The sequence below is a fragment of the Saccharopolyspora shandongensis genome, from assembly GCF_900106995.1.
In the GTDB taxonomy this organism is placed as follows: domain Bacteria; phylum Actinomycetota; class Actinomycetes; order Mycobacteriales; family Pseudonocardiaceae; genus Saccharopolyspora; species Saccharopolyspora shandongensis.
The window spans coordinates 315,691-335,673 of sequence record NZ_FNOK01000004.1 but is presented as its reverse complement, the minus strand read 5'-3'; the positions used below and the strand labels follow the sequence as shown (position 1 = coordinate 335,673).

The following is a 19,983-nucleotide window of genomic DNA, read 5'->3' as shown; positions in this document are numbered from 1 at the left end:
GGGGCGCTGCGCAGTCAGGCGAACGCGTTCCGTAATATCCATCCTCGTGGCCGAGACGGCTCTTGATCGATTACCGACTCGAAGTGAATTGTTGGCGTACCGCAGTTTCCTCCGCGCGCACGCCAGGGTCACGCGCTGCCTGGAGGGCGACCTGATCGCTGAGCAACGGCTCACGCTCGCCGCCTACGACGTCCTCGAAGCGCTGGCAGAAGCCCCGGAGCAGCGGCTCCGGATGACCGAACTCGCGGATGTCGTGCTGCTGTCGCGCTCCGGCGTGACCAGGCTCGTGGACCGCCTCGAACGGCTCGCGCTGGTGCGTCGCGTCCGGGTCGATTCGGACGGGCGGGGGGTCCAGGCCGTGATCACCGAACGTGGCGAAGCGCGGTTGCAGCTGGCGGCGTCGACGCATCGCACCGGCGTGGCGCGGTACTTCCTGTCCGCCACGACGGGGGAGCTGGAGGCGCTGATGCGCACCTGCGAGCGGCTGGCCGACGGGGGTGTGCCATCGCCGCCGGGGCAGCGTGCGCAAGCATGAGGGCGTGCACGATGCGAACTCCACGGCTCCCGAACGGCTGATCCGCGCGGTCGGCCTGGTGCGGTTCGTGGACCGGCGGTTGCTGCTGGTCCGCGCCGACTACCAGGACGCGTTCTACCTGCCCGGCGGCAAGATCGATCCGGGCGAGACCGAGGTGCAGGCGCTGCACCGGGAGGTGCGCGAGGAGCTCGGCGTCGGCCTGGTGGGGGCGGACTTCCTCGGCCGCTACGTCACCGACGCGGTCGGGCAGGGAGACGGGGTGCAGGTCGAGCTCATCTGCTACGCGGGCGAGCTGGACGGCGACCCGGCGCCGGCGGCCGAGATCGCGGAGCTCGCCTGGTGCACCCGCGAGGAGTACGCGGCCCACGAGGTCACGGCCCCGGCGATCGTCGCCCTCTTCGCCGACCTCGACCCGGCCTGATCCCAGTTTCAATTGAAACTGCGGGGTCCCCGCAGTGTTCCGCAGTTTCAATTGAAACTGCGGAACACCTGGTTCAGGCGTCCTTCGGGTCTTCGGCGGCCGTGCGGGCTCGGCGCTTCTCCGCCTCGCTCTGCATGCCCGGGAGTTCTTCGCGGAGCCGGTCCAGTTCGCTGCGCAGGTAGTCGCGGGTGGCGACCTCTCCGATCGCCAGGCGCAGTGCGGCGAGCTCGCGGGCCAGATAGTCCGTGTCCGCCTTGGTCTGGGCCGCCCGCGACCGGTCCTCCTCCAACGAGACCCGGTCCCGGTCGTCCTGGCGGTTCTGCGCGAGCAGGATCAGCGGCGCGGCGTACGAGGCCTGGGTGGAGAAGGCCAGGTTGAGCAGGATGAACGGGTACGGGTCCCACTGCAGCCCGACCGCGGTCAGGTTCGCCGCGATCCAGGCGATCACGAACACCGTCATCCAGAACAGGAACTTGCCGGTGCCGAGGAACCGGGCGATCCGCTCCGAGACCTGCCCGAACACCTCCGGGTCGAACGAGACGGTGAACCGCTGCGGCGGGCGGGGTTGGTCGAGTCGGCGGTGGGTCAGCAACTCGGGCATCAGCGAGCCTCCAGGTTCGTCGGCTGGTCGGTGGTGGCGGTCTCCGGCTCGGGGAGTCCGCTCTCCCGCCAGTTCTCCGGCAGCAGGTGGTCGAGCAGGTCGTCGACGGTGACCGCGCCGATGAGGTGCTCCTCGTCGTCCAGCACCGGCCCGCACACCAGGTTGTAGGCGGCGAAGTAGCGGGTGACGTCGGTCAGCGGCGCCTCGGCCGGGAGGCTCGCCAGGTCGGTGTCCAGCGCGCCGGCGACCAAAGTGGACGGTGGTTCGCGGAGCAGCCGCTGGATGTGCACGCAGCCCAGGTAGGAGCCGGTCGGGGTGGCCGACGGCGGGCGGCAGACGAACACCAGGCTGCTCAGCGCCACCGGCAGGTCGGGGTTGCGCACCATCGCCAGCGCCTCGGCGATCGTCGCGTCCGGCCCGACCACGATCGGTTCCGAGGTCATCAGGCCGCCGGCAGTGTCGAACGAGTACGCCATCAGCCGCTTGACCGGTGCCGATTCCTCCGGCGCCATCAGCCCGAGCAGCCGCTCCTTGTCCACTTCCGACAGTTCGGCGAGCAGGTCGGCCGCGTCGTCCGGGTTCATCGCCTCCAGCACGTCCGCCGCACGTTCGTCGTCGAGGTACGCCAGCAGGTCCTTCTGGTCCTCGTCGGGCAGCTCCTCGACGACGTCGGCGAGCCGCTCGTCGTCCAGCGCCTCGGCGACTTCGTAGCGGCGCTTGGTCGGCAGTTCGTGCAGGGTGCTCGCGACGTCGACCGCGCGCATCGTGTCGAACAGGGCGAGCAGCTGCTGCACGCCCTGCGGTTGGCCGGTCAGCTCCGCGACCGCCAACCCGGTGACCTGGTCCCAGTCCAGCACCTGGGTCGGGCCGCGACGGCCGAGCCTCCCGGTGCGCTCCCGGACCGCGAGCTTGGCCAGCTGCCAGTCGCGGGTGCGGGTCTGCTCCATCGCGACGTCGACCAGGACCGCGGGCGCCCCGCTGGGATCGATGACGACCCGGGCGTCCAGCAGTTGGCCGAGCACCAGCAGTTCGTTGGGGCGCTGGTGGAACTTGCGGAGGTTCACCGTGCCGGTCGCCAGCGTCACGGCGCTGGGCTCGACGCGGGTGACCCGCAGCATCGGCACGAAGATCCGGCGCCGGGTGGGCAGCTCGACGACCAGGCCGAGGACGCGCGGCGGCTGCCGCCGGACGCTGAGCCCGGCGACGACGTCGCGCACCCGGCCGATCGATTCGCCGTCCGGCCCGAACACCGACAGGCCGGCCATCCGGGCCGCGAAAACCCTGGTCGCGGCTGCCACGTGGATCAGGCTATGCACTCTCCGAGCCGTCCGCTGCCCGGGCGGACCGGCGCGGTGCCGCCGCTCGGGAACGGGGACTGTGCCGCCGGGCACTTGCCCGGTTCCGGCGGCGGCGTGCGTGGTACACACGCAACGACTCGCGAGGCCAGAGGAGGACAACGTGGACGGTCGACGTGCCCGGCGGAGCTGCCTGGCGGTGCCGGGCTCCAGCGCGAAGATGATCGACAAGGCGCGCGGGCTGGCCGCCGACCAGTTCTTCCTGGACCTCGAGGACGCGGTCGCGCCGCTGGCGAAGGGCGAGGCGCGGGACCGGATCGTCGGCGCGCTGAACGAGGGCGGCTGGGGCGAGAAGATCCGCTCGGTGCGGGTCAACGCGCTGGACACCGAGTGGACCTACCGGGACGTCGTGACCGTCGTGGAAGGCGCGGGCGCGGAGCTCGACTCGATCATCCTGCCGAAGGTGAGCACCCCGGAGCACGTGCGCTGGCTGGACCTGACGCTGACGCAGATCGAGCGCGCCACCGGGCTGGAGGCCGGCCGGATCGGCATCGAGCCGCAGATCGAGGACGCCCGCGGCCTGGTCGAGGTGGACGCGATCGCCGCCGCCTCGCCGCGGGTGACCGCGCTGGTCTACGGGCCGGCCGACTTCATGGCGTCGATCAACATGCGGTCGCTGGTCGTCGGCCACCAGCCGCCCGGCTACGACGTCGGCGACGCCTACCACTACATCCTGATGCGCATCCTGACCGCGGCCCGCGCGGCCGGGGTGCAGGCGATCGACGGGCCGTACCTGCAGATCAAGGACGTCGACGGGCTGCGCGCGGTGGGCGGCAGGTCGGCGGCGCTGGGCTTCGACGGCAAGTGGGTGCTGCACCCGGCGCAGGTGGACGCGGTCAACGAGCTCTTCTCGCCGCGGCAGGAGGACTACGACCACGCCGAGAACATCCTGGACGCCTACGAGTGGCACACCTCGGCGGCCGGCGGGAAGCGCGGCGCGGCGATGCTGGGCGACGAGATGATCGACGAGGCGTCCCGCAAGATGGCGCTGGTGATCGCGGGCAAGGGTCGCGCGGCGGGCATGGCCCGAACCGACCGCTGGACCCCGCCGGAGTCCTGATCGCGGCGGCGCGAGTCGCGGCCCTGCGGCAAGCGGCGACGGTTTCGCGCGAAACCGTCGTTTCCCAGGCGTGCGAGTGGCGGTTTCGCGCGAAACCGCCACCTCCGAACGGCCGCCACGGCGGTCCGAAGTGCTCACGCCCGCGCCCGCCGGAATGTCGCTCGTCCTGCGTTCGCGGGTGGGCGAGATCGGCCGTCCGGGGCTCGGTGCGGTGGCGGACGGGTTGAGTTCGCCTGTTGGAGATCGGTGGTGGCGGCGGGCGCGGTAGGTTCCGGGTGAGATCCGCAGGCGTCGATCGAGAGGGCGGGCTCCGAGGTGGCCACCGCGGCAGCGGAGAACGAGCAGGAATTGCGCTTGGCGCTGGCCATGCGCGGCGGCGCGAGCATGGCCGTGTGGATCGGCGGCGCGGTCGCCGAGATCAACCGGCTCCGCGAGGCGGTGGCGGATTCGCGGGCGCCGGCGGACGACGATTCGACGGGCACCCACCCGTGGGCGTCGCTGGCGAAGCTGTCCGGCTACGACTCGGTCGCGGTCGACGTGCTCGCCGGGGCTTCGGCCGGCGGCCTCAACGCGACGCTGCTGTCGGCGACGCTGGTCTACGGGATGCCCTTCGACCGGATGCGCGAGGTGTGGGTGCGGTTGGGGGACGTGGAGGCCATGTCCCGGCCGGTGCCGAAGTTCTGGCAGTCCCGCCCGCCGTCGCTGCTCGAAGGCGACCGCTACTTCCGCGCCGAGCTAGCCGACGTCATCACCGACAACGTGCCCGCGGCGGCGGAGCACCCAGGCAACCGCGCCGACCTGCTGCTGACCGCCACCCTGCTGGACCCGATCCTGGAGCAGCGCTTCGACGGCCGGTCCGGGCCGATGCTGCAGGAGCGGCGCACCGCGTCGTTCCGGTTCCGGCACCAGGGCAGGGCGGGCGATCCGCTGTCGGACTTCGGCGCGGGCGACGACTTCGCGGCCACCGTGCTGCGGCTCGCCCACGCCGCCCGCTCGACGTCGTCGTTCCCGTTCGCCTTCGAGCCCGCGCAGGTGCGCTCGTCGCTCGGCGAACCGCCGGCCGGCGAGCCGAACATGATCGGGCTGTTCTCCGAAACGGTCGCCGATCCGCTGCTCCCGCCGTTCCGGGTCATCGACGGCGGCGTGCTGGACAACATCCCGGTGACGGCGGCGATCGATGCGATCTCGGCCGCGCCGGCGGACCGGCCGACGCACCGGTGGCTGCTCTACCTGAACCCGGATCCCGTTGCCTCGCACGGGCAACGCCGCGAGCCCGGATTCGCCGTGCCGGTGACCGCGACGGCCCTGCGCGCCCGGCTGTCCCAGGAATCGCTGCTCGCGGACCTCGACGCGCTGGACGAGCACAACAGCTTGGTCGCGCGAACCGCCTTGCGCCGCAAGGCTTTGTTCGCACCGCTGCGCGCCGCGAAGGACGCCGATCGGGCGGCGGTGCTGGCGCAGCAGGTCGACGCGGTCCTGCCCGACCACGCGGTGGTCCGCGCGGAGCTGGACGCCCAGGCGGTGTACCGGCTGCTCACCGAGCCCGCCGGCATCGAGGACGGCAAGCTGCTGCCGCCGGTGGTCGGGGACCCGCTGGCGGAGTGGTCGGCGCAGGCGAGGACGCAGCTCGCGCACCGGCTGTCCGCCGGGCTCGGCAGCGACGCCACCACGCGCGTCTTCGACGATGCGCGCGGCCTGCTCACCGCGGTGCAGGAATGCCTCGGCTGGGCTTGGGACATCGAGCGCTGGGCGCCGGAGAGCCGAGAGATCGGGCGCTGCAAGTCCGTGCTCTACCGGCTGCGGAGCTTCGGCGAGGTGCTGGAGGGGCACGCCGACCAGTACTGGATCAACGGCGCGAAGCTGGAGCCGATCGTCGAGACGACCGAACTCGACGAGTGGGTGCAGCGCGTGCAGCGCCGTCGCGCCAGGCTGCAGCATGCCCTGCCGTCCCCGATCCAGCCGCTGCTGGGCGAGGTGCTGGGCGCCGTCGAGCGGGGCGAGGACTTCCACGACGATCTCGCCGAGCTCGCCCGCGAGCTGATGTCCATTGTGGAATCTTCCGGCGCGGACGCGGTTCCGGACGCCGCCGGGGTGGACGCGGTCGCGGAGGCGCGCGCGGTGCTGCACCGGGTCGCCGACCGGCTGGCCGCGGCGGCCCCGCCGCGCGAGCGGATCGACGAGCCCCAGCAGCTCGGCTACGCGCTGCTGGAGCGCAGCGACCGGCGGGCGGAGACGTTGCGGCAGCTGGTGGTGCTCACCGCGCCGCTGGACGTCGGGCGCGTCCCGGGATCGCGGATCAACCTGCTGCGCGTGGTCAGCGACGAGCAGAGCCCGCTGCCGTTCGACGCGCTGCGCCGCGGCGAGGACGTGCCGCTGCGGATCGCGGACAAGATCCGCGGCCTGGACGTGGGCAACTTCGGCGCGTTCCTGTCCGCGAAGTGGCGGGCGAACGACTGGATGTGGGGGCGGATGGACTCCGCCGCCGCGCTGGTCAGGTTGCTCGCCGACCCGGCGCGGCTGGCCCGGCGCCACAGCGGCTCGGAGGAGCTCGGCGACGCGCTGCAGGCGATCGTCTCCCGCCCGACGTCGGCGGAGCTCGGGGACCTCGACGAGGAGCAGGCCAAGCAGTGGCGCGGATTCCTCGCCGAGATGTGGGCGCGCCACGCGGGCGAGGTGCGGGCCGAGCTCGACGCGCTGTTCGCCGCCCCGGACGACGAGCATGCGCTGACCGAGACGCAGCGGCTGCTCACCGAACGTCTGCAGTGGACGATCGCGGCGGAGGAAATTCCGTTCGTCGAATCCGTTTCTTCCGGGGCCGACCCGAACCGCGGTGGCGAGCCGCCGCTGCCCGCGCCCGCGCAGCTGTCCGGCAAGGTGGAGCGCTACGACGTCGGCCGCCAGCGGTTCGCCGACCTCGGCGAGCCCCGGGCGCTGTCGATGGCGACGCGCTTCGGGCTGCTCGCCTACCGGGCCGCCCGACCCTCCGGGCGCGGCGTGCTGCCGTGGTTGGGTCGCCGGGCGATGACGCTGATCAAGCCGCTGGTGATGGCGATCGTGTACGCGGTCGCAGCGCCGCGCCGTGCGGCGCTGCTGGGCTTCTTGGCGGCGAGCGCCGTGGCGTTCACCGGCGTCGGGTTGGGATCGCTGCCCGGGACGCAGGTCCTGTCCGCAGACCAGCACGAGTCGGCGTTCGAGAGCTCGTTCGTCGTATCGGACGGGCCCTTCCCGCCGGGTTCGGCGGAATCGCCGATGCTCGCCCTGGCCGTGGCTTGCTCGGATTCCGGCACCGGCGTGGACGTCGAGTGCGCGGACGGCTTCGGCTGGTTCGGCGGCGTGCCCGGCAACTGGCTGGCCCTGGCCGACTTCTCGGGCACGTCCTTCGGCCCTGGCGCATTGCTGGCGATGCTGCTCGCCGCGGTCTTCGCCGTGTGGTCGGGGCGGCGCCTGACGCACCGCTTCGGCCGCGGCTTGGCGCGCTGGCTGCCCGCGGTGTTCATCGCGGTGGTGGCGATGGCGGCGGAGTTCTGGCTGTTCACCACCGGATTCCGGCTCGGCCCCCTCGGGCTTGCGCTGGTCGCGGGGCTGCTGACCTGGCCCGCGGCGGTGGCCTACCGCACCGCCGCGCGCGTCGGGGCGTCGGTGCTGACGCTGTTGGTGTTCGTCGGCGTTCTGTGGTCGTACGAGCCGAACGCCTTCAGCGGCGGCGGCTGGATCGTCCTGGCGACGGGCCTCACCGCCTACGCCCACATGATCCTGGTCGGCACCATCGACGTCCTCGCGCCGCGGCCCAGGCGACGTACCGATTTCGCGCCGAAGGCACCCTCGCGGGCGAAGGCGCCCAGGAACGAGGTTTCCGCCTGAGAGCCGGGGATTCTCAGTGCTTCCGGGTCGGGCGCGGGGCGTCGTGCTTGCCGGGGACTCCGACGGGCTCCCAGCCGCGGCGGGGTTGTGCCTCGGCCCGGCTGCGGTAGACGACGTAGGGCCGGAACAGGTAGCGCACCGCGGCGAAGCCGCTGAAGGCGTGCACCAGCCGGGTGAACGGGAACAGCGCGAACAGCAGCATCCCCACCAGGATGTGCGCCTTGAACGGCCAGGGCACGTCCACCATCAGCGCCACGTCCGGCTGCAGGACGAAGATGCTGCGGAACCACGGTGAAATCGTGGCGCGGTAGTCGTAGCCCTCGGTGATGCCGTTGGCCAGCACCGTGGTCAGCAACCCGAGCACGATCGCCCCGACCAGCACCAGGTACATCGCCTTGTCGTTGACGGTCGTCGCGGAGAACACCGGGCCGTTGCGGCGCCGCCGGTAGATCAGCAGCGCGACCCCCACCAGCGTGCAGATCCCGGCCAGCGCGCCGAGGCCGACCGCCACCAGGTGGTAGAGGAGCTCGGAGACGCCGAGCGCGGCGGTCCAGGACTCCGGGATCAGCAGCCCGATCGCGTGACCGACGATCACCACCAGCAGTCCGAAGTGGAACAGCGGGCTGGCGAACCGCAGCAGCCGCGATTCGAGCAGCTGCGAGGACCGGGTGGTCCAGCCGAACCGGTCGTACCGGAAGCGCCAGATCGAGCCGACGACCAGGACCGCGATCGTCGCGTACGGCGCGGCGCCCCACAGCAGCACGTCCCAGGTGCTCATCGGCGGACTCCCGTCTGCTCGGTTTCGGGGCTGCTGGTGGGGAAGGGCAGCAACGGCCCCGACATGCCCACGGACTCCTGCGGCGGTCCGGTCGCGGCGATGCGCTCGGCCGCCCGCAGCACCGCCGGTGTCGGCGCGGGCAACGTGGCCAGCACGGCGTCGACCCCGCGCGCGTACACCGTGCCCTGGTCGTGCAGGGCCTCGGCCAGCAGCGCGAGCCCGGCGTGGTGGTTGACCAGTAGCGCGGTGCCCAGTTCCTGATCGGTCGTGGCGGCGAACTCCAGCACCACCGTGAGGTGGTCGGGCAGCTCGTCGTCGGGCGGCAGCACGCCGGCGGAGCGGTAGATGCGCTTGAAGTCCGCGATGGCGCGCCCCCGGTTGCGGGTGTCGCCAGTGGACCAGTAGCTCAGGTACTGGCAGCAGCGCCGCCGCAGGTCGAAGGTCTCGACGTAGTGCTGCTGCGCCGCCAGCAGCGTCGTCGCGTCCAGGTGGTCCAGCAGTTCGCGGAGCAGCGCGCCGTACTGCGGCGGGAGTTCCGCACCGGCCTCCCGCAGCTGCGGCAGCAGTGCGCGCAGCGGCTCGTCCGGGTAAGCCAGCAGGTACGCCGCGATGCGGTGGGTGAGAGCGCGGGAGCGGTCGAAGCCCATCAGCGGTCCTCGTCGTTGCGCGGGAACAGGCCCTCGGGCGTGCCGCGCCCGTCCCAGTTGAGCAGGTTCACGCGGCGCGAGCCGTCCGGCGCGGTGAAGTGCTCCGCGCTCTGCCGCTGCTTGAGCAGGTGGAAGTTCTCCACCGACATCGGCACCGGCTGGCCGGAGGATTCCCCGAACGGGCCCGACGCGTACATGCCGGGCCCGCCCTCGTAGTCCAGCGAGCAGCCGGGCTCGTCGAGCTGTCCCGTGAGTTCGGCGTGCGCCTGCGGGATCACGTAGCGCTCCTCGTACTTCGCCAGCGCGAGCAGCCGGTACATCCGCTGGACCTGCTCGGCGTCGAGCCCGGCGGCCTCCGGGATGGCCGGGTTCGGCGGGCGGCCGAGGTTGATGTCGCGCATGTACGAGCGCATCGCGCCGAGCTTGCGCAGCGATTCGGTCACCGGCCGCACGTCGCCGGCGGTGAACAGCTCCGCCAGGTACTCGACGGGGATCCGCAGGGCGCCGAAGATGTTGCCCACGTCCTCGCCGTCGTGGCCGGTCTCCACCAGCTTGTCGACCACCGGCGACAGCGGCGGGATGTACCAGACCATCGGCATGGTGCGGAACTCCGGATGCAGCGGCAGCGCCACCCGGAAGTCCTTGATGAGCGCATGGATCGGGGAGCGCCGCGCGGCGTCGATCCAGTCCGGCGGGATGCCCGCGCGCTGCGCGGCGGTGAGCACCTCCGGGTCGTTCGGGTCGAGCAGCACCTCCAGGTGCGCCGGGTACAGCTGGTGCTCGTCGTCCACCGACGCCGCTTCGAGCACGCGGTCGGCGTCGTAGAGCACCACCCCGAGATAGCGCAGCCGGCCCACGCAGGTTTCCGAGCACACTGTCGGGAGCCCGACCTCCATCCGCGGGTAGCAGAGCGTGCACTTCTCGGCCTTGCCGGTGCGGTGGTTGAAGTACACCTTCTTGTACGGGCAGCCGGTGACGCACATCCGCCAGCCGCGGCACTGCTCCTGGTCGACGAGCACGATGCCGTCCTCGGACCGCTTGTACATCGCGCCCGACGGGCAGGACGCGACGCAGGACGGGTTGAGGCAGTGCTCGCAGATCCGCGGCAGGAAGAACATGAAGGTCTCTTCGAAGGACTGCTTGACCTCGTCGGAGAGCTTGCGCAGCACCGGGTCCTGCCGCGTGAGCTCCGGCGAGCCGGCCAGGCTGTCGTCCCAGTTGGCGCTCCAGGAGATCTTCGTCGGCTCGCCGGAGATCAGCGATCGGGGCCGGGCCACCGGCGTCTGGTCGCTCAGCGGTGCGGAGATCAGGTCGTCGTAGTCGTAGGTCCAGGGCTCGTAGTAGTCCTGGATGGCGGGCAGCTTCGGGTTGGCGAACAACGACAGCAGCCGTTTGAACCGCCCGCCGCCACGCAGCTTCAACCGGCCGCCGCGGGTCAGCCGCCACCCGCCGCGCCACCGCTGCTGGTCCTCGTAGGTGCGCGGATATCCCTGCCCGGGGCGGGTTTCCACGTTGTTGAACCAGACGTACTCGACGCCGCCGCGGTTGGTCCACGCCTGCTTGCAGGTGACCGAGCAGGTGTGGCAGCCGATGCACTTGTCCAGGTTCATCACCATCGCCAGCTGTGCCATGACGCGCATCAGTATTCGACCTCCTGGCTGCGGCGGCGGATGACGGTGACCTCGTCGCGCTGGTTGCCGGTCGGGCCCAGGTAGTTGAACGCGAAGGTCAGCTGGGCGTAGCCGCCGATGAGGTGGGTGGGCTTGAGCAGCAGCCGGGTCAGCGAGTTGTGGATCCCGCCGCGCAGCCCGGAGATCTCGGACTTCGGCACGTCCACCACCCGGTCCTTGGCGTGGTACATGTACACCGTCCCCCGCGGCATCTTCTGCGACACCACGGCCCGCGCGACGACCACGCCGTTGCGGTTCACCGCCTCGACCCAGTCGTTGTCGCGCACCCCGATCAGCTCCGCGTCGGCCGGGCTCATCCACAGGTCCGGGCCGCCGCGCGACAGCGCGAGCATCAGCAGGTTGTCCTGGTACTCGGAGTGGATCGACCACTTCGAGTGCGGCGTCAGGTAGCGCACCGAGACCGCGGTGCCGCCGGATTCCCGGGGCTCGCCGAACAACTGGTGCATGTTCAGCGGCGGCCGGTACACCGGCAGCGCCTCGCCGAGCTCCTGCATCCAGTCGTGGTCCAGGTAGAAGTGCTGGCGGCCGGTCAGGGTGTGCCAGGGCTTGAGGCGTTCGACGTTGATCGCGAATGCCGTGTAGCGGCGGCCGCCGTGCTCGCTGCCGCTCCACTCGGGAGAGGTGATCACCGGCACCGGCCGCGCCTGGGTGTCGGCGAACGTGACCTGCTTGCCCTCGTTGTCCAGTGCCAGGTCGGCCAGCCGCACGCCGGTGCGCTCCTCCAGCACCCGGAAGCCGGCGACCGCGATCCGGCCGTTGGTCGTGCCGGACAGCGCGAGGATCGCCTCACACGCGTCCACGTCCCGCGCCAGCGACGGCCGCCCGTCGGCGACACCACCCTGCACGGTGCCGTTGCTGCGCCGCAGCCGCTCGACCTCCTGGTCCGGGACGACCGTCCAGCCCTTGTTGCCCACGCCGAGCCGGTCCACCAGCGGCCCGAGGGCGGCCATCTTCTCCGCCACCGCCGGGTAGTCGCGCCGCACCACGATCAGCTTCGGCATCGTGACGCCCGGAACCGGGTCCACCTCGTTGCGTCCCCAGTCCCGCACCACGCCGCCGGGCGTCGCGAGCTCGTCCGGGGTGTCGTGCAGCAGCGGCGCGGCGACCAGGTCCTCGCGGATGCCCAGGTGCGTCACGGCGAGCTCGGAGAACTTGCGGGCCACGGCGTGGAAAGCGGCGAAATCGCTGCGGGTCTGCCACGGCGGCGCGATCGCCGGGGTGAACGCGTGGACGAACGGGTGCATGTCCGTCGAGGACAGGTCGTGCTTCTCGTACCAGGTGGCGGCGGGCAGCAGCACGTCGCTGCACAGGCCGGTGCTGGTCATCCGGAAGTCCAGCGATACCAGCAGATCCAGCTTCCCCTCCGGTGCCTTCGCATGCCACCAGACGTCGTGCGGCCGCCGGTTCGGCGGGGTCTCCTCGGCCCGCAGGGCGGAATCGGTGCCGAGCAGGTGCTTCAGGAAGTACTCGTTGCCCTTCGCCGACGAGCCCAGCAGGTTCGCCCGCCACACCGTGACGATCCGCGGCCAGTTCTGCTCGGCGTCCGGGTCGGTGCAGGCGAAGCGCAGCCGTCCGGCGCGCAGCTCGTCGATCACGTGGTCGGCGGGCTCTACACCGGCCGCGCGGGCCGAATCCACCAGGTCGAGCGGGTTGCGGTCGAACGTCGGGTACGACGGCATCCAGCCCATCCGCGCCGACCGGACGATGCAGTCGGCCATCGCCGCACCCCACAACCGGCCCGGGCCCAGCGGGTGGATCAGCTCGTCGGCGCCCAGCGCGTCGTAGCGCCACTGGTCGGTGGCGAGGTACCAGAACGCGGTGCCGATCATCTGGCGCGGGGGCCGCGCCCAGTCCAGCGCCCCGGCCAGCTGCGCCCACCCGGTGACCGGGCGGCACTTCTCCTGGCCGACGTAGTGCGCCCAGCCGCCGCCGTTGACCCCCTGGCAGCCGGTCAGCGTCACCAGCGCCAGGAACGCCCGGTAGATCGTGTCGGAGTGGAACCAGTGGTTGGTTCCCGCGCCCATCAGGATCATCGACCGGCCGCCGGATTCCTCGGCGTTGCGGGCGAATTCGCGGGCCACCCGGGTCACCTGCGCGGCGGGCACCCCGGTGATCTCCTCCTGCCACGCCGGGGTGTGCGGCCGCGGGTCGTCGAGGCCGCTCGGCCAGTCCCCGGGCAGTCCCGGCCGGCCCACCCCGTAGTTGGCCAGCACCAGGTCGAACACCGTGGTCACCAGGCGGTCGCCCACGCGGATCGCCGGGACGCCGCGGCGTAGCCGGGCCCCGCGCTCGCCGGGCACGTCGAACCTCGGCAGCTCCACCGCGACCGGCTCGGCGGCGGCGTGGCCGAGCAGGCTCAGCTGCGGTCGCACCTCGCCGAGGTCCAGGTTCCAGCGGCCGGTTTCCTCCTTGCCGAAGCGGAATCCCAGGCTCCCGCCGGGCACGTGCTCGCGGCCGGTGCGCTCGTCGACGAGCACCGGCTTGAACCGGTCGTGCTCGCCGGGCGCGCCGAGATCGGCCGCGGTGAGGAACTTGTCCGGCACCAGCGTCTCACCGGTGTCCCGCAACGAAACCAGGAACGGCAGGTCGGTGTAGCGGCGCACGTAGTCGGCGAAGCTCGGTGCCTGCCGCTGCACGAAGAAGTCCCGCAGGATCACGTGCCCCATGGCCATCGCCAGCGCGCCGTCGGTGCCCGGCTGCGGCGACAGCCAGGTGTCGGCGAACTTCACGTTGTCGGCGTAGTCCGGCGACACCACCACGACCTTCTGGCCCCGGTACCGCGCCTCGGTCATGAAGTGCGCGTCCGGGGTGCGGGTCACCGGGACGTTGGAGCCCCACATCATCAGGTAGGAGGAGTTCCACCAGTCCGCCGACTCGGGCACGTCGGTCTGGTCGCCGAACACCTGCGGCGACGCGACCGGCAGGTCGGCGTACCAGTCGTAGAAGGACAGCATGGTGCCGCCGATCAACGAGATGAACCGCGCGCCCGCGGCGTGCGAGACCATCGACATCGCCGGGATCGGGGAGAACCCGGCGATCCGGTCCGGGCCGTGCCTGCGGATGGTGTGCACGTGCGCGGCTGCGACGAGCTCCACGACCTCGTCCCAGTCGGCCCGCACCAGCCCGCCCTTGCCGCGCGCCCGCTGGTAGCTCCGCCGCGCCGCCGGATCATCCATGATGGACTGCCAGGCGAGCACCGGGTCGCCGGTGGCGGCCTTGGCCCGCCGGTACAGCTCCAGCAGCACTCCTCGCACGTACGGGTAGCGCAGCCGGGTGGGCGAGTAGGTGTACCAGGAGAACGCCGCCCCGCGCGGGCAGCCGCGCGGCTCGTACTCCGGCGAATCCGGGCCGGCGGAGGGGTAGTCGGTCTGCTGCGCCTCCCAGGTGATGATCCCGTCCTTGACGTAGACCTGCCACGAGCACGAGCCGGTGCAGTTCACGCCGTGCGTGGAGCGGACCACCTTGTCGTGGCTCCAGCGGTCCCGGTAGAAGACGTCGCCGTCGCGCCCGCCGACGAGATCGATGGTGCGCAGATCGGCCGAGACCTTGCCGGGGGACAGCAGCTTGCGGGTTCTCAGCAGGAGATCGGACACCGGTCCATCGGTGCCCGCATCCGGGCGGTTCGCCATCGCCTGGCTCCTTCGCGGGGCTGTCGTCGGTGGACCGAGGTGGCTGCGCGCTTCGAGTCGCAGCCCGTGTTCGCGGCACGCAAGCTCGACGATTGGGCCGATCGGAGCGATGTGCAACTCGGCCGTTCGCGCCCGAGAGCGGAGGTTTCAGTCGTGGTCAGCCATCCCGCGCCGGCCTTCGCCGGGTTCGCGGTCGCGTCGGCGAGGAAGTGGGTGGTCCTGGCGGTCTCGACCCTCGCCTTCATGATCAACTTCTGGGCGTGGGCGCTGCTCGGCCCGCTGGCGCCGGTCATCGGCCAGCGGCTGGGACTGGCACCGTTCACCCAGGCGATCCTGGTGGCGCTGCCGGTGATCATCGGCTCCGTCGGCCGCATCCCGGTCGGCTCGCTCACCGACCGCTTCGGCGCCCGGCCGATGTTCACCCTGATCAGCTTGCTGACGATCGTCCCGGTGCTGCTGGTCGGGCTGTTCCCCGATTCGCTGCCGGTGCTGATGATCGGCGGCGTGCTGCTCGGCCTCGGCGGCACCACCTTCGCCGTCGGCGTCCCGGCGGTCAACGCCTGGTTCCCGCCCGCGAACCGCGGCATGGCGCTCGGCGTCTTCGGCGTCGGCACCGGCGGCACGGCGATCGCCTCGTTCACCACGCTGCCGCTGGCCGCCGCGTTCGGCCAGCTGGCGCCGTTCCTGGTCGTGTCGGTGGCACTGGTCGTGGTCGCGGTGCTGGCGTGGACGCTGCTCGGCGACCCGGCCGATCGGGTGGTGCCGCCTGGTTCAGCGTTCCACCGCACCGTGGAAACCCTGCGGCTGGGGGCGACCTGGCAGCTGTCGGTGCTGTACGCGCTGACCTTCGGCGGGTTCGTGGCGTTCAGCGTCTACCTGCCCACCTACCTCAAGTCCGCCTACGACCTCAGCGCGAGCGACGCCTCGATGCGCACGGCGGGGTTCGTGGTGCTGGCCGTGGTGGCCCGGCCGATCGGCGGCTGGCTCTGCGACCGCGTGCACCCGGCCGACGTGCTCGGTATCGCCTGCTCGCTCGCCATGGCGTTCGCGGGCCTGGCGGCCTTCGAACTGCCGCTGGTCCCACTCGGCACGATCGCCTTCCTCGGCCTGGCCGCGGTGCTCGGGGCCGGCGCGGGTGCGGTGTTCGCGCTGGTCGCCAAGCTGGCCCCGCCCGACGAGGTCGGCGCGGTGACCGGCCTGGTGGGTGCCGCGGGCGGCCTGGGCGGGTTCTTCCCGCCGCTGGTGATGGGCGCGATCTACGGCACGGCGGGCGACTACACCTGGGGCCTCGTGCTCCTGGCGCTGGCCGCGCTGGGGTGCGCGGCGCTGACGTTCGCGGTCGTCCGGCGGGAGGCCGCCGGGTGACATCCGGTCTGCGGATGCGCGGAACCGCTCGGACGGACATGATCTCCGGGAGACTCCACGGGGTAGCCTGATGGGGTAGGGGACAATACGCCGGAATCGGGCTCGCCCGGATCCCGCCGTCTCCGCCATGGCAGCAATCCAACGGAGGTGTCAGCGGTGTCCAATCCGTTCACCGGCTCCGGCCGGTCGGCGCCGGGCACACCCAACCTGCCCACTCCGCCGAGCGGCTGGCCGATCGGTTCCTACGGCACCTACGAAGAGGCGCAGCGCGCCGTCGACCACCTGGCGGACAGCGACTTCCCGGTCCAGGAGGTGACCATCGTCGGCGTCGACCTGATGCTCGTCGAGCGCGTCACCGGGCGGCTGACCTGGGGTCGGGTGCTGGGCGGGGGCGCGGCCTCCGGAGCGTGGTTCGGCCTGTTCGTCGGCCTGATTCTGGGCCTGTTCACGCCGCAGGGCAGCTGGTTGGGCCCGGTGCTGGTCGGCCTGGGCGCGGGTATCGTGTTCGGCCTGGTTTCCGCGGCGGTCGGCTACGCCTCGACCCGCGGCCGCCGGGACTTCTCCTCGGCAAGCCAGCTGGTCGCGGGCCGCTACGACGTGCTGGCCCAGCCGCGCCACGCGGAACAGGGCCGGGACCTGCTCGCCAAGCTCGCCATGCGCCCGCCGTCGGCGCAGTGATCGGCTGATCCGACCGGAACCCAGGACTCCTGCGCGGCAGGGTTCTGGGTTTCGCGTTTTTACCGGAAATCGCATCGCGCCCCGTCGGCCGGAAGGCCCCGGTGAACAGCCTCTTTGCGCCGGTCGGTGCAGCGCGGAACGGCTTTCGGCGCAATGTGCCGGTGCCCGGTTTCGCCGACTTTCACGTATTAGCAACAAGGGGCTCGGCGGCCTTGCCTTGACTGATCAAGACGCCTAGCTTGCCAACACCGGCTCACCGCCGGCGGTGGCAGGCGACGAAGCGTGGGCACCCCAGTGCCGGGTCGCGGCTGCGACCGGCAACTGGAAGGACCGACCGTGAGAGTTCGCCGCAACCGTGCAGCGGCAGTGCTGGGCGCGTCGCTGGTGTGCGCCTCCGCGCTGACCGCATGCGCACCGGCCTCCGGCGCGAACACCGTGAACCTCTACAGCGCGCCCGAGGAGAACCTGCAACAGAACGTGGACCGCTGCAACGCCGAGTCAGGCGGGCGGTACCAGATCGTCTACCACAAGCTGCCCCGCGACGCCGATGGCCAGCGCGAGCAGATGGTGCGCCGGCTGGCCGCCGGCGACACCGGCATGGACATCCTCTACCTGGACGTCTCTTGGACCGGCGAGTTCGCCGAGGCCGAGTGGATCCGCGAGTGGACGGGCCAGAACAAGGCCGAAGCCGAGCGCGACACGCTGCGCGGGCCGCTGGAGACGGCCACCTGGGAGGGCAAGCTCTACGCGGCGCCGAAGAACACCAACGTGCAGCTGCTCTGGTACCGCAAGGACCTGGTGCCCGAACCGCCGAAGACGTGGGGCGAGATGATCTCGACCGCCCAGCGCCTCAAGCAGGAGGGCAAGCCGCACTGGATCTCGCTCACCGGCGCGCAGTACGAGGGCTTGTACGTGCACTTCAACACGCTCGTGCAGTCGGCGGGCGGGCACATCATCTCCGATGACGGCAAGCGCGCCGTGATCGACGAGGGCGCGGTGCAGGCGTTGCAGGCGCTGCGCGACCTCGGCACGGCGGGCGTCACGAGCGCGTCGATGAACAACGCCAAGGAGGACGACGCCCGGCAGGAGTTCGAGTCCGGCCAGGCCGCGTTCCAGCTGAACTGGCCGTTCGTCTACCCGTCGATGCAGGAGAAGAAGCCCGAGCTGGCGCGCAACGTCGGCTGGGCGCGGCTGCCCGGCCTGCAGCCGGGGGTGCCGAGCAAGTCCACCATCGGCGGCGCCAACTACGCGGTCAGCAGCTTCTCCACCAAGCCGGACCTGGCCTTCGAAGCGACGAAGTGCTTGCGGAACCCGGAAAGCCAGAAGTTCTCCGCGATCAACGACGGCGTGCCGCCCGCTCTCGAGTCCGTCTACTCGGATCCCGAGGTGGCCGCCGAGTACCCGATGCGCGACACCATCCTGGAAGCGCTCAAGGATCCGGGCGTGCGAACGGTGACGCCGGCTTCGCAGAACGTCTCCACGGCGCTGTCCAACCTGCTGGCGCCGATCGCGGAGATCGACCCGCAGAGCACTGCGGAGCGGATGCGCACCGAGGTGCAGAACGCCCTGGACTCCAAGGGAGTGATGCCGTGATGGTGCAGCTGAAGGACTCCCTGCCAACCGCGAAAGCGATCAGCGAGGGCAAGAAAGCCGAACGCAAGCTCGGCTGGCTGCTGTGCGCGCCGGCCGCGCTGGTGATGCTCGCCGTCACCGGCTGGCCGATCCTCTACGCGCTGTGGCTGTCGTTCCAGCGCTTCGACCTCAAGTACCCGGACCAGCGCGAGTTCGTCGGGCTGGACAACTACATCACCGTGCTCGGCAACGGCTACTGGTGGAGCGCGTTCTGGGTGACGATCCTGGTCACCGTCGTCTCGGTGGCGATCGAGTTCGCCCTCGGCATGGGGCTGGCGCTGGTCATGCACCGGGCGCTGGTCGGCCGCGGCCTGGTGCGCACGGTGACCCTCATCCCGTACGGCATCGTCACCGTCGTCGCGGCCTTCAGCTGGCGCTACGCCTGGACGCCCGACACCGGCTACCTGGCTAACGCGATCACGCCGGGCGGCGCGCCGCTGACCGAGCACGCCAGCGCGCTGGCCATCGTGATCCTGGCGGAGATCTGGAAGACCACGCCGTTCATGGCCCTGCTGCTGATGGCCGGCCTGGCGCTGGTGCCCGACGACCTGCTCAAGGCGGCGGCGATGGACGGCGCGGGGCCGTGGCAGCGGTTCGCGAAGGTGATGTTGCCGGTGATGAAGCCGGCCATCCTGGTCGCGCTGCTGTTCCGCACCCTCGACGCGTTCCGCGTCTTCGACAACATCGTGGTGCTCACCTCCGGCGCGCAGGGCACCTCGTCGGTGTCCGTGCTCGCCTACAACAACCTGATCAAGGGCCTGAACCTGGGCATCGGCTCGACCATGTCGGTCCTGATCTTCATCGCGGTCGCGCTCATCGCGTGGATGTTCGTGAAGCTCTTCGGCGCGGCCGCGCCCGGTAGCGACGACAAGGGGAGGCGCTGATGGCCGGCGTCGGCGGGGCCGAGACCCCCGCGCGGAAGACCAAGTGGGCGCTGCTCAACATCATCGTGCTGGTGTACGCGCTGGTGCCGGTGCTGTGGATCCTGTCGCTGTCGTTCAAGACGCCGGCGACGCTCTCCGACGGCAACCTGATCCCGCGCGAATGGACCCTGGAGAACTACGCGGCGATCTTCGCCACCAGCGAGTTCACCCGCGCGCTGCTGAACTCGATCGGCATCGCGCTGATCGCGACCGCCATCGCCGTGGTGCTGGGCACCATGGCCGCCTACGCGATCGCCCGGCTGGACTTCCCCGGCAAGCGGGTGCTGGTCGGCGCCTCGCTGCTGATCGCGATGTTCCCGCAGGTGTCGCTGGTGTCGCCGCTGTTCGAGATCGAGCGGGCGCTGGGCCTGTTCGACACCTGGCCGGGGCTGATCCTGCCGTACATCACCTTCTCGCTGCCGCTGGCGATCTACACGCTGTCGGCGTTCTTCCGGGAGATCCCGTGGGAGCTGGAGAAGGCGGCCAAGATGGACGGCGCCACGCCGGGGCAGGCCTTCGCGAAGGTGATCGCGCCGCTGGCCGCGCCGGGGGTGTTCACCACCGCCATCCTGGTGTTCATCTTCTGCTGGAACGACTTCCTGTTCGCGATCTCGCTGACCTCGACGGAGAACTCCCGCACCGCGCCGGTGGCGCTGCAGTTCTTCACCGGTGACTCGCAGTTCGAGGACCCGACGGGATCGATCTCCGCGGCCGCGGTGGTGATCACCATTCCGATCATCGTGTTCGTGCTGTTCTTCCAGCGTCGCATCGTGTCCGGACTGACCTCCGGCGCAGTGAAGGGGTAAC

15 protein-coding genes are annotated in these 19,983 nt (G+C 71.3%); 9 read left to right on the top strand and 6 right to left on the bottom strand.

From position 1 onward, the window contains the following. Nucleotides 1-88 precede the first annotated feature (88 nt). Both BLW84_RS06505 and BLW84_RS06500 read left to right on the top strand, forming a co-directional pair. Complete coding sequence (locus BLW84_RS06505; protein ID WP_093262357.1) at nt 89-535, top strand: MarR family winged helix-turn-helix transcriptional regulator; 447 nt, start codon at nt 89-91, stop codon at nt 533-535. A 4-nt stretch (nt 536-539) separates the two neighbouring features. Continuing rightward, complete coding sequence (locus BLW84_RS06500) at nt 540-956, top strand: NUDIX hydrolase (RefSeq protein WP_245760968.1); 417 nt, start codon at nt 540-542, stop codon at nt 954-956. A 73-nt stretch (nt 957-1,029) separates the two neighbouring features. On the opposite strand, the gene BLW84_RS06495 is transcribed toward BLW84_RS06500, so the two are convergent. Together BLW84_RS06495 and BLW84_RS06490 are read right to left on the bottom strand one after the other, a co-directional pair. Next, entirely contained in the window at nt 1,030-1,557 is a 528-nt protein-coding gene (locus BLW84_RS06495; protein ID WP_093262353.1) for a DUF1003 domain-containing protein, read from the bottom strand. Beyond that, nucleotides 1,557-2,855, bottom strand: coding sequence for a magnesium transporter MgtE N-terminal domain-containing protein (locus tag BLW84_RS06490; RefSeq protein WP_177226315.1), 1,299 nt, complete (start codon nt 2,853-2,855; stop codon nt 1,557-1,559). Before BLW84_RS06490 ends, BLW84_RS06495 begins: the two co-directional genes overlap by 1 nt. A 160-nt stretch (nt 2,856-3,015) precedes the next feature. Between BLW84_RS06490 and BLW84_RS06485 the strand changes: the two genes are divergently transcribed. Both BLW84_RS06485 and BLW84_RS06480 read left to right on the top strand, forming a co-directional pair. Then, a complete protein-coding gene (locus tag BLW84_RS06485; protein ID WP_093262351.1) occupies nt 3,016-3,972 on the top strand; it encodes an HpcH/HpaI aldolase/citrate lyase family protein in 957 nt (318 codons plus the stop codon). Nucleotides 3,973-4,287: 315 nt separating this feature from the next. Next, nucleotides 4,288-7,833, top strand: a complete 3,546-nt coding sequence (locus BLW84_RS06480) for a patatin-like protein (RefSeq protein ID WP_093262349.1) — start codon at nt 4,288-4,290, stop codon at nt 7,831-7,833. Nucleotides 7,834-7,846: 13 nt separating this feature from the next. On the opposite strand, the gene narI is transcribed toward BLW84_RS06480, so the two are convergent. From narI to BLW84_RS06460, 4 genes are read right to left on the bottom strand one after another with little or no spacing between them, the layout of a single operon-like run. Beyond that, nucleotides 7,847-8,611 carry a respiratory nitrate reductase subunit gamma gene (narI, locus tag BLW84_RS06475; RefSeq protein WP_093262347.1) on the bottom strand — a complete coding sequence of 255 codons (765 nt, stop codon included), beginning with the start codon at nt 8,609-8,611 and terminating at the stop codon, nt 7,847-7,849. Beyond that, nucleotides 8,608-9,258: a nitrate reductase molybdenum cofactor assembly chaperone gene (gene narJ, locus BLW84_RS06470; protein WP_093262345.1), complete on the bottom strand. Its 651-nt coding sequence runs from the start codon at nt 9,256-9,258 to the stop codon at nt 8,608-8,610. Before narJ ends, narI begins: the two co-directional genes overlap by 4 nt. Continuing rightward, nucleotides 9,258-10,898: a nitrate reductase subunit beta gene (gene narH, locus BLW84_RS06465; protein ID WP_093262343.1), complete on the bottom strand. Its 1,641-nt coding sequence runs from the start codon at nt 10,896-10,898 to the stop codon at nt 9,258-9,260. The genes narJ and narH overlap by 1 nt, the downstream gene beginning before the upstream one ends. Further along, the gene (locus tag BLW84_RS06460) at nt 10,898-14,578 is read right to left on the bottom strand and encodes a nitrate reductase subunit alpha (protein ID WP_093262341.1); all 3,681 of its coding nucleotides are present in this window, start codon (nt 14,576-14,578) and stop codon (nt 10,898-10,900) included. Before BLW84_RS06460 ends, narH begins: the two co-directional genes overlap by 1 nt. A 153-nt stretch (nt 14,579-14,731) precedes the next feature. Here BLW84_RS06460 and BLW84_RS06455 point away from each other — a divergent pair, with 153 nt between their 5' ends. The 5 genes from BLW84_RS06455 (at nt 14,732) to BLW84_RS06435 (ending at nt 19,982) form a co-directional block, all read left to right on the top strand. Further along, entirely contained in the window at nt 14,732-15,943 is a 1,212-nt protein-coding gene (locus tag BLW84_RS06455) for an MFS transporter (RefSeq protein WP_093262450.1), read from the top strand. Nucleotides 15,944-16,099: 156 nt separating this feature from the next. After that, nucleotides 16,100-16,621: a YflT domain-containing protein gene (locus BLW84_RS06450; RefSeq protein ID WP_093262339.1), complete on the top strand. Its 522-nt coding sequence runs from the start codon at nt 16,100-16,102 to the stop codon at nt 16,619-16,621. 336 nt (nt 16,622-16,957) lie between these two features. Next, complete coding sequence (locus BLW84_RS06445) at nt 16,958-18,214, top strand: ABC transporter substrate-binding protein (RefSeq protein WP_245760967.1); 1,257 nt, start codon at nt 16,958-16,960, stop codon at nt 18,212-18,214. Beyond that, complete coding sequence (locus BLW84_RS06440; protein WP_093262447.1) at nt 18,214-19,137, top strand: carbohydrate ABC transporter permease; 924 nt, start codon at nt 18,214-18,216, stop codon at nt 19,135-19,137. The genes BLW84_RS06445 and BLW84_RS06440 overlap by 1 nt, the downstream gene beginning before the upstream one ends. Continuing rightward, on the top strand, nt 19,137-19,982 hold the full coding sequence (locus tag BLW84_RS06435) for a carbohydrate ABC transporter permease (protein WP_093262337.1): 846 nt from the start codon (nt 19,137-19,139) through the stop codon (nt 19,980-19,982). The genes BLW84_RS06440 and BLW84_RS06435 overlap by 1 nt, the downstream gene beginning before the upstream one ends. The last annotated feature ends 1 nt before the right edge of the window (nt 19,983 follow it).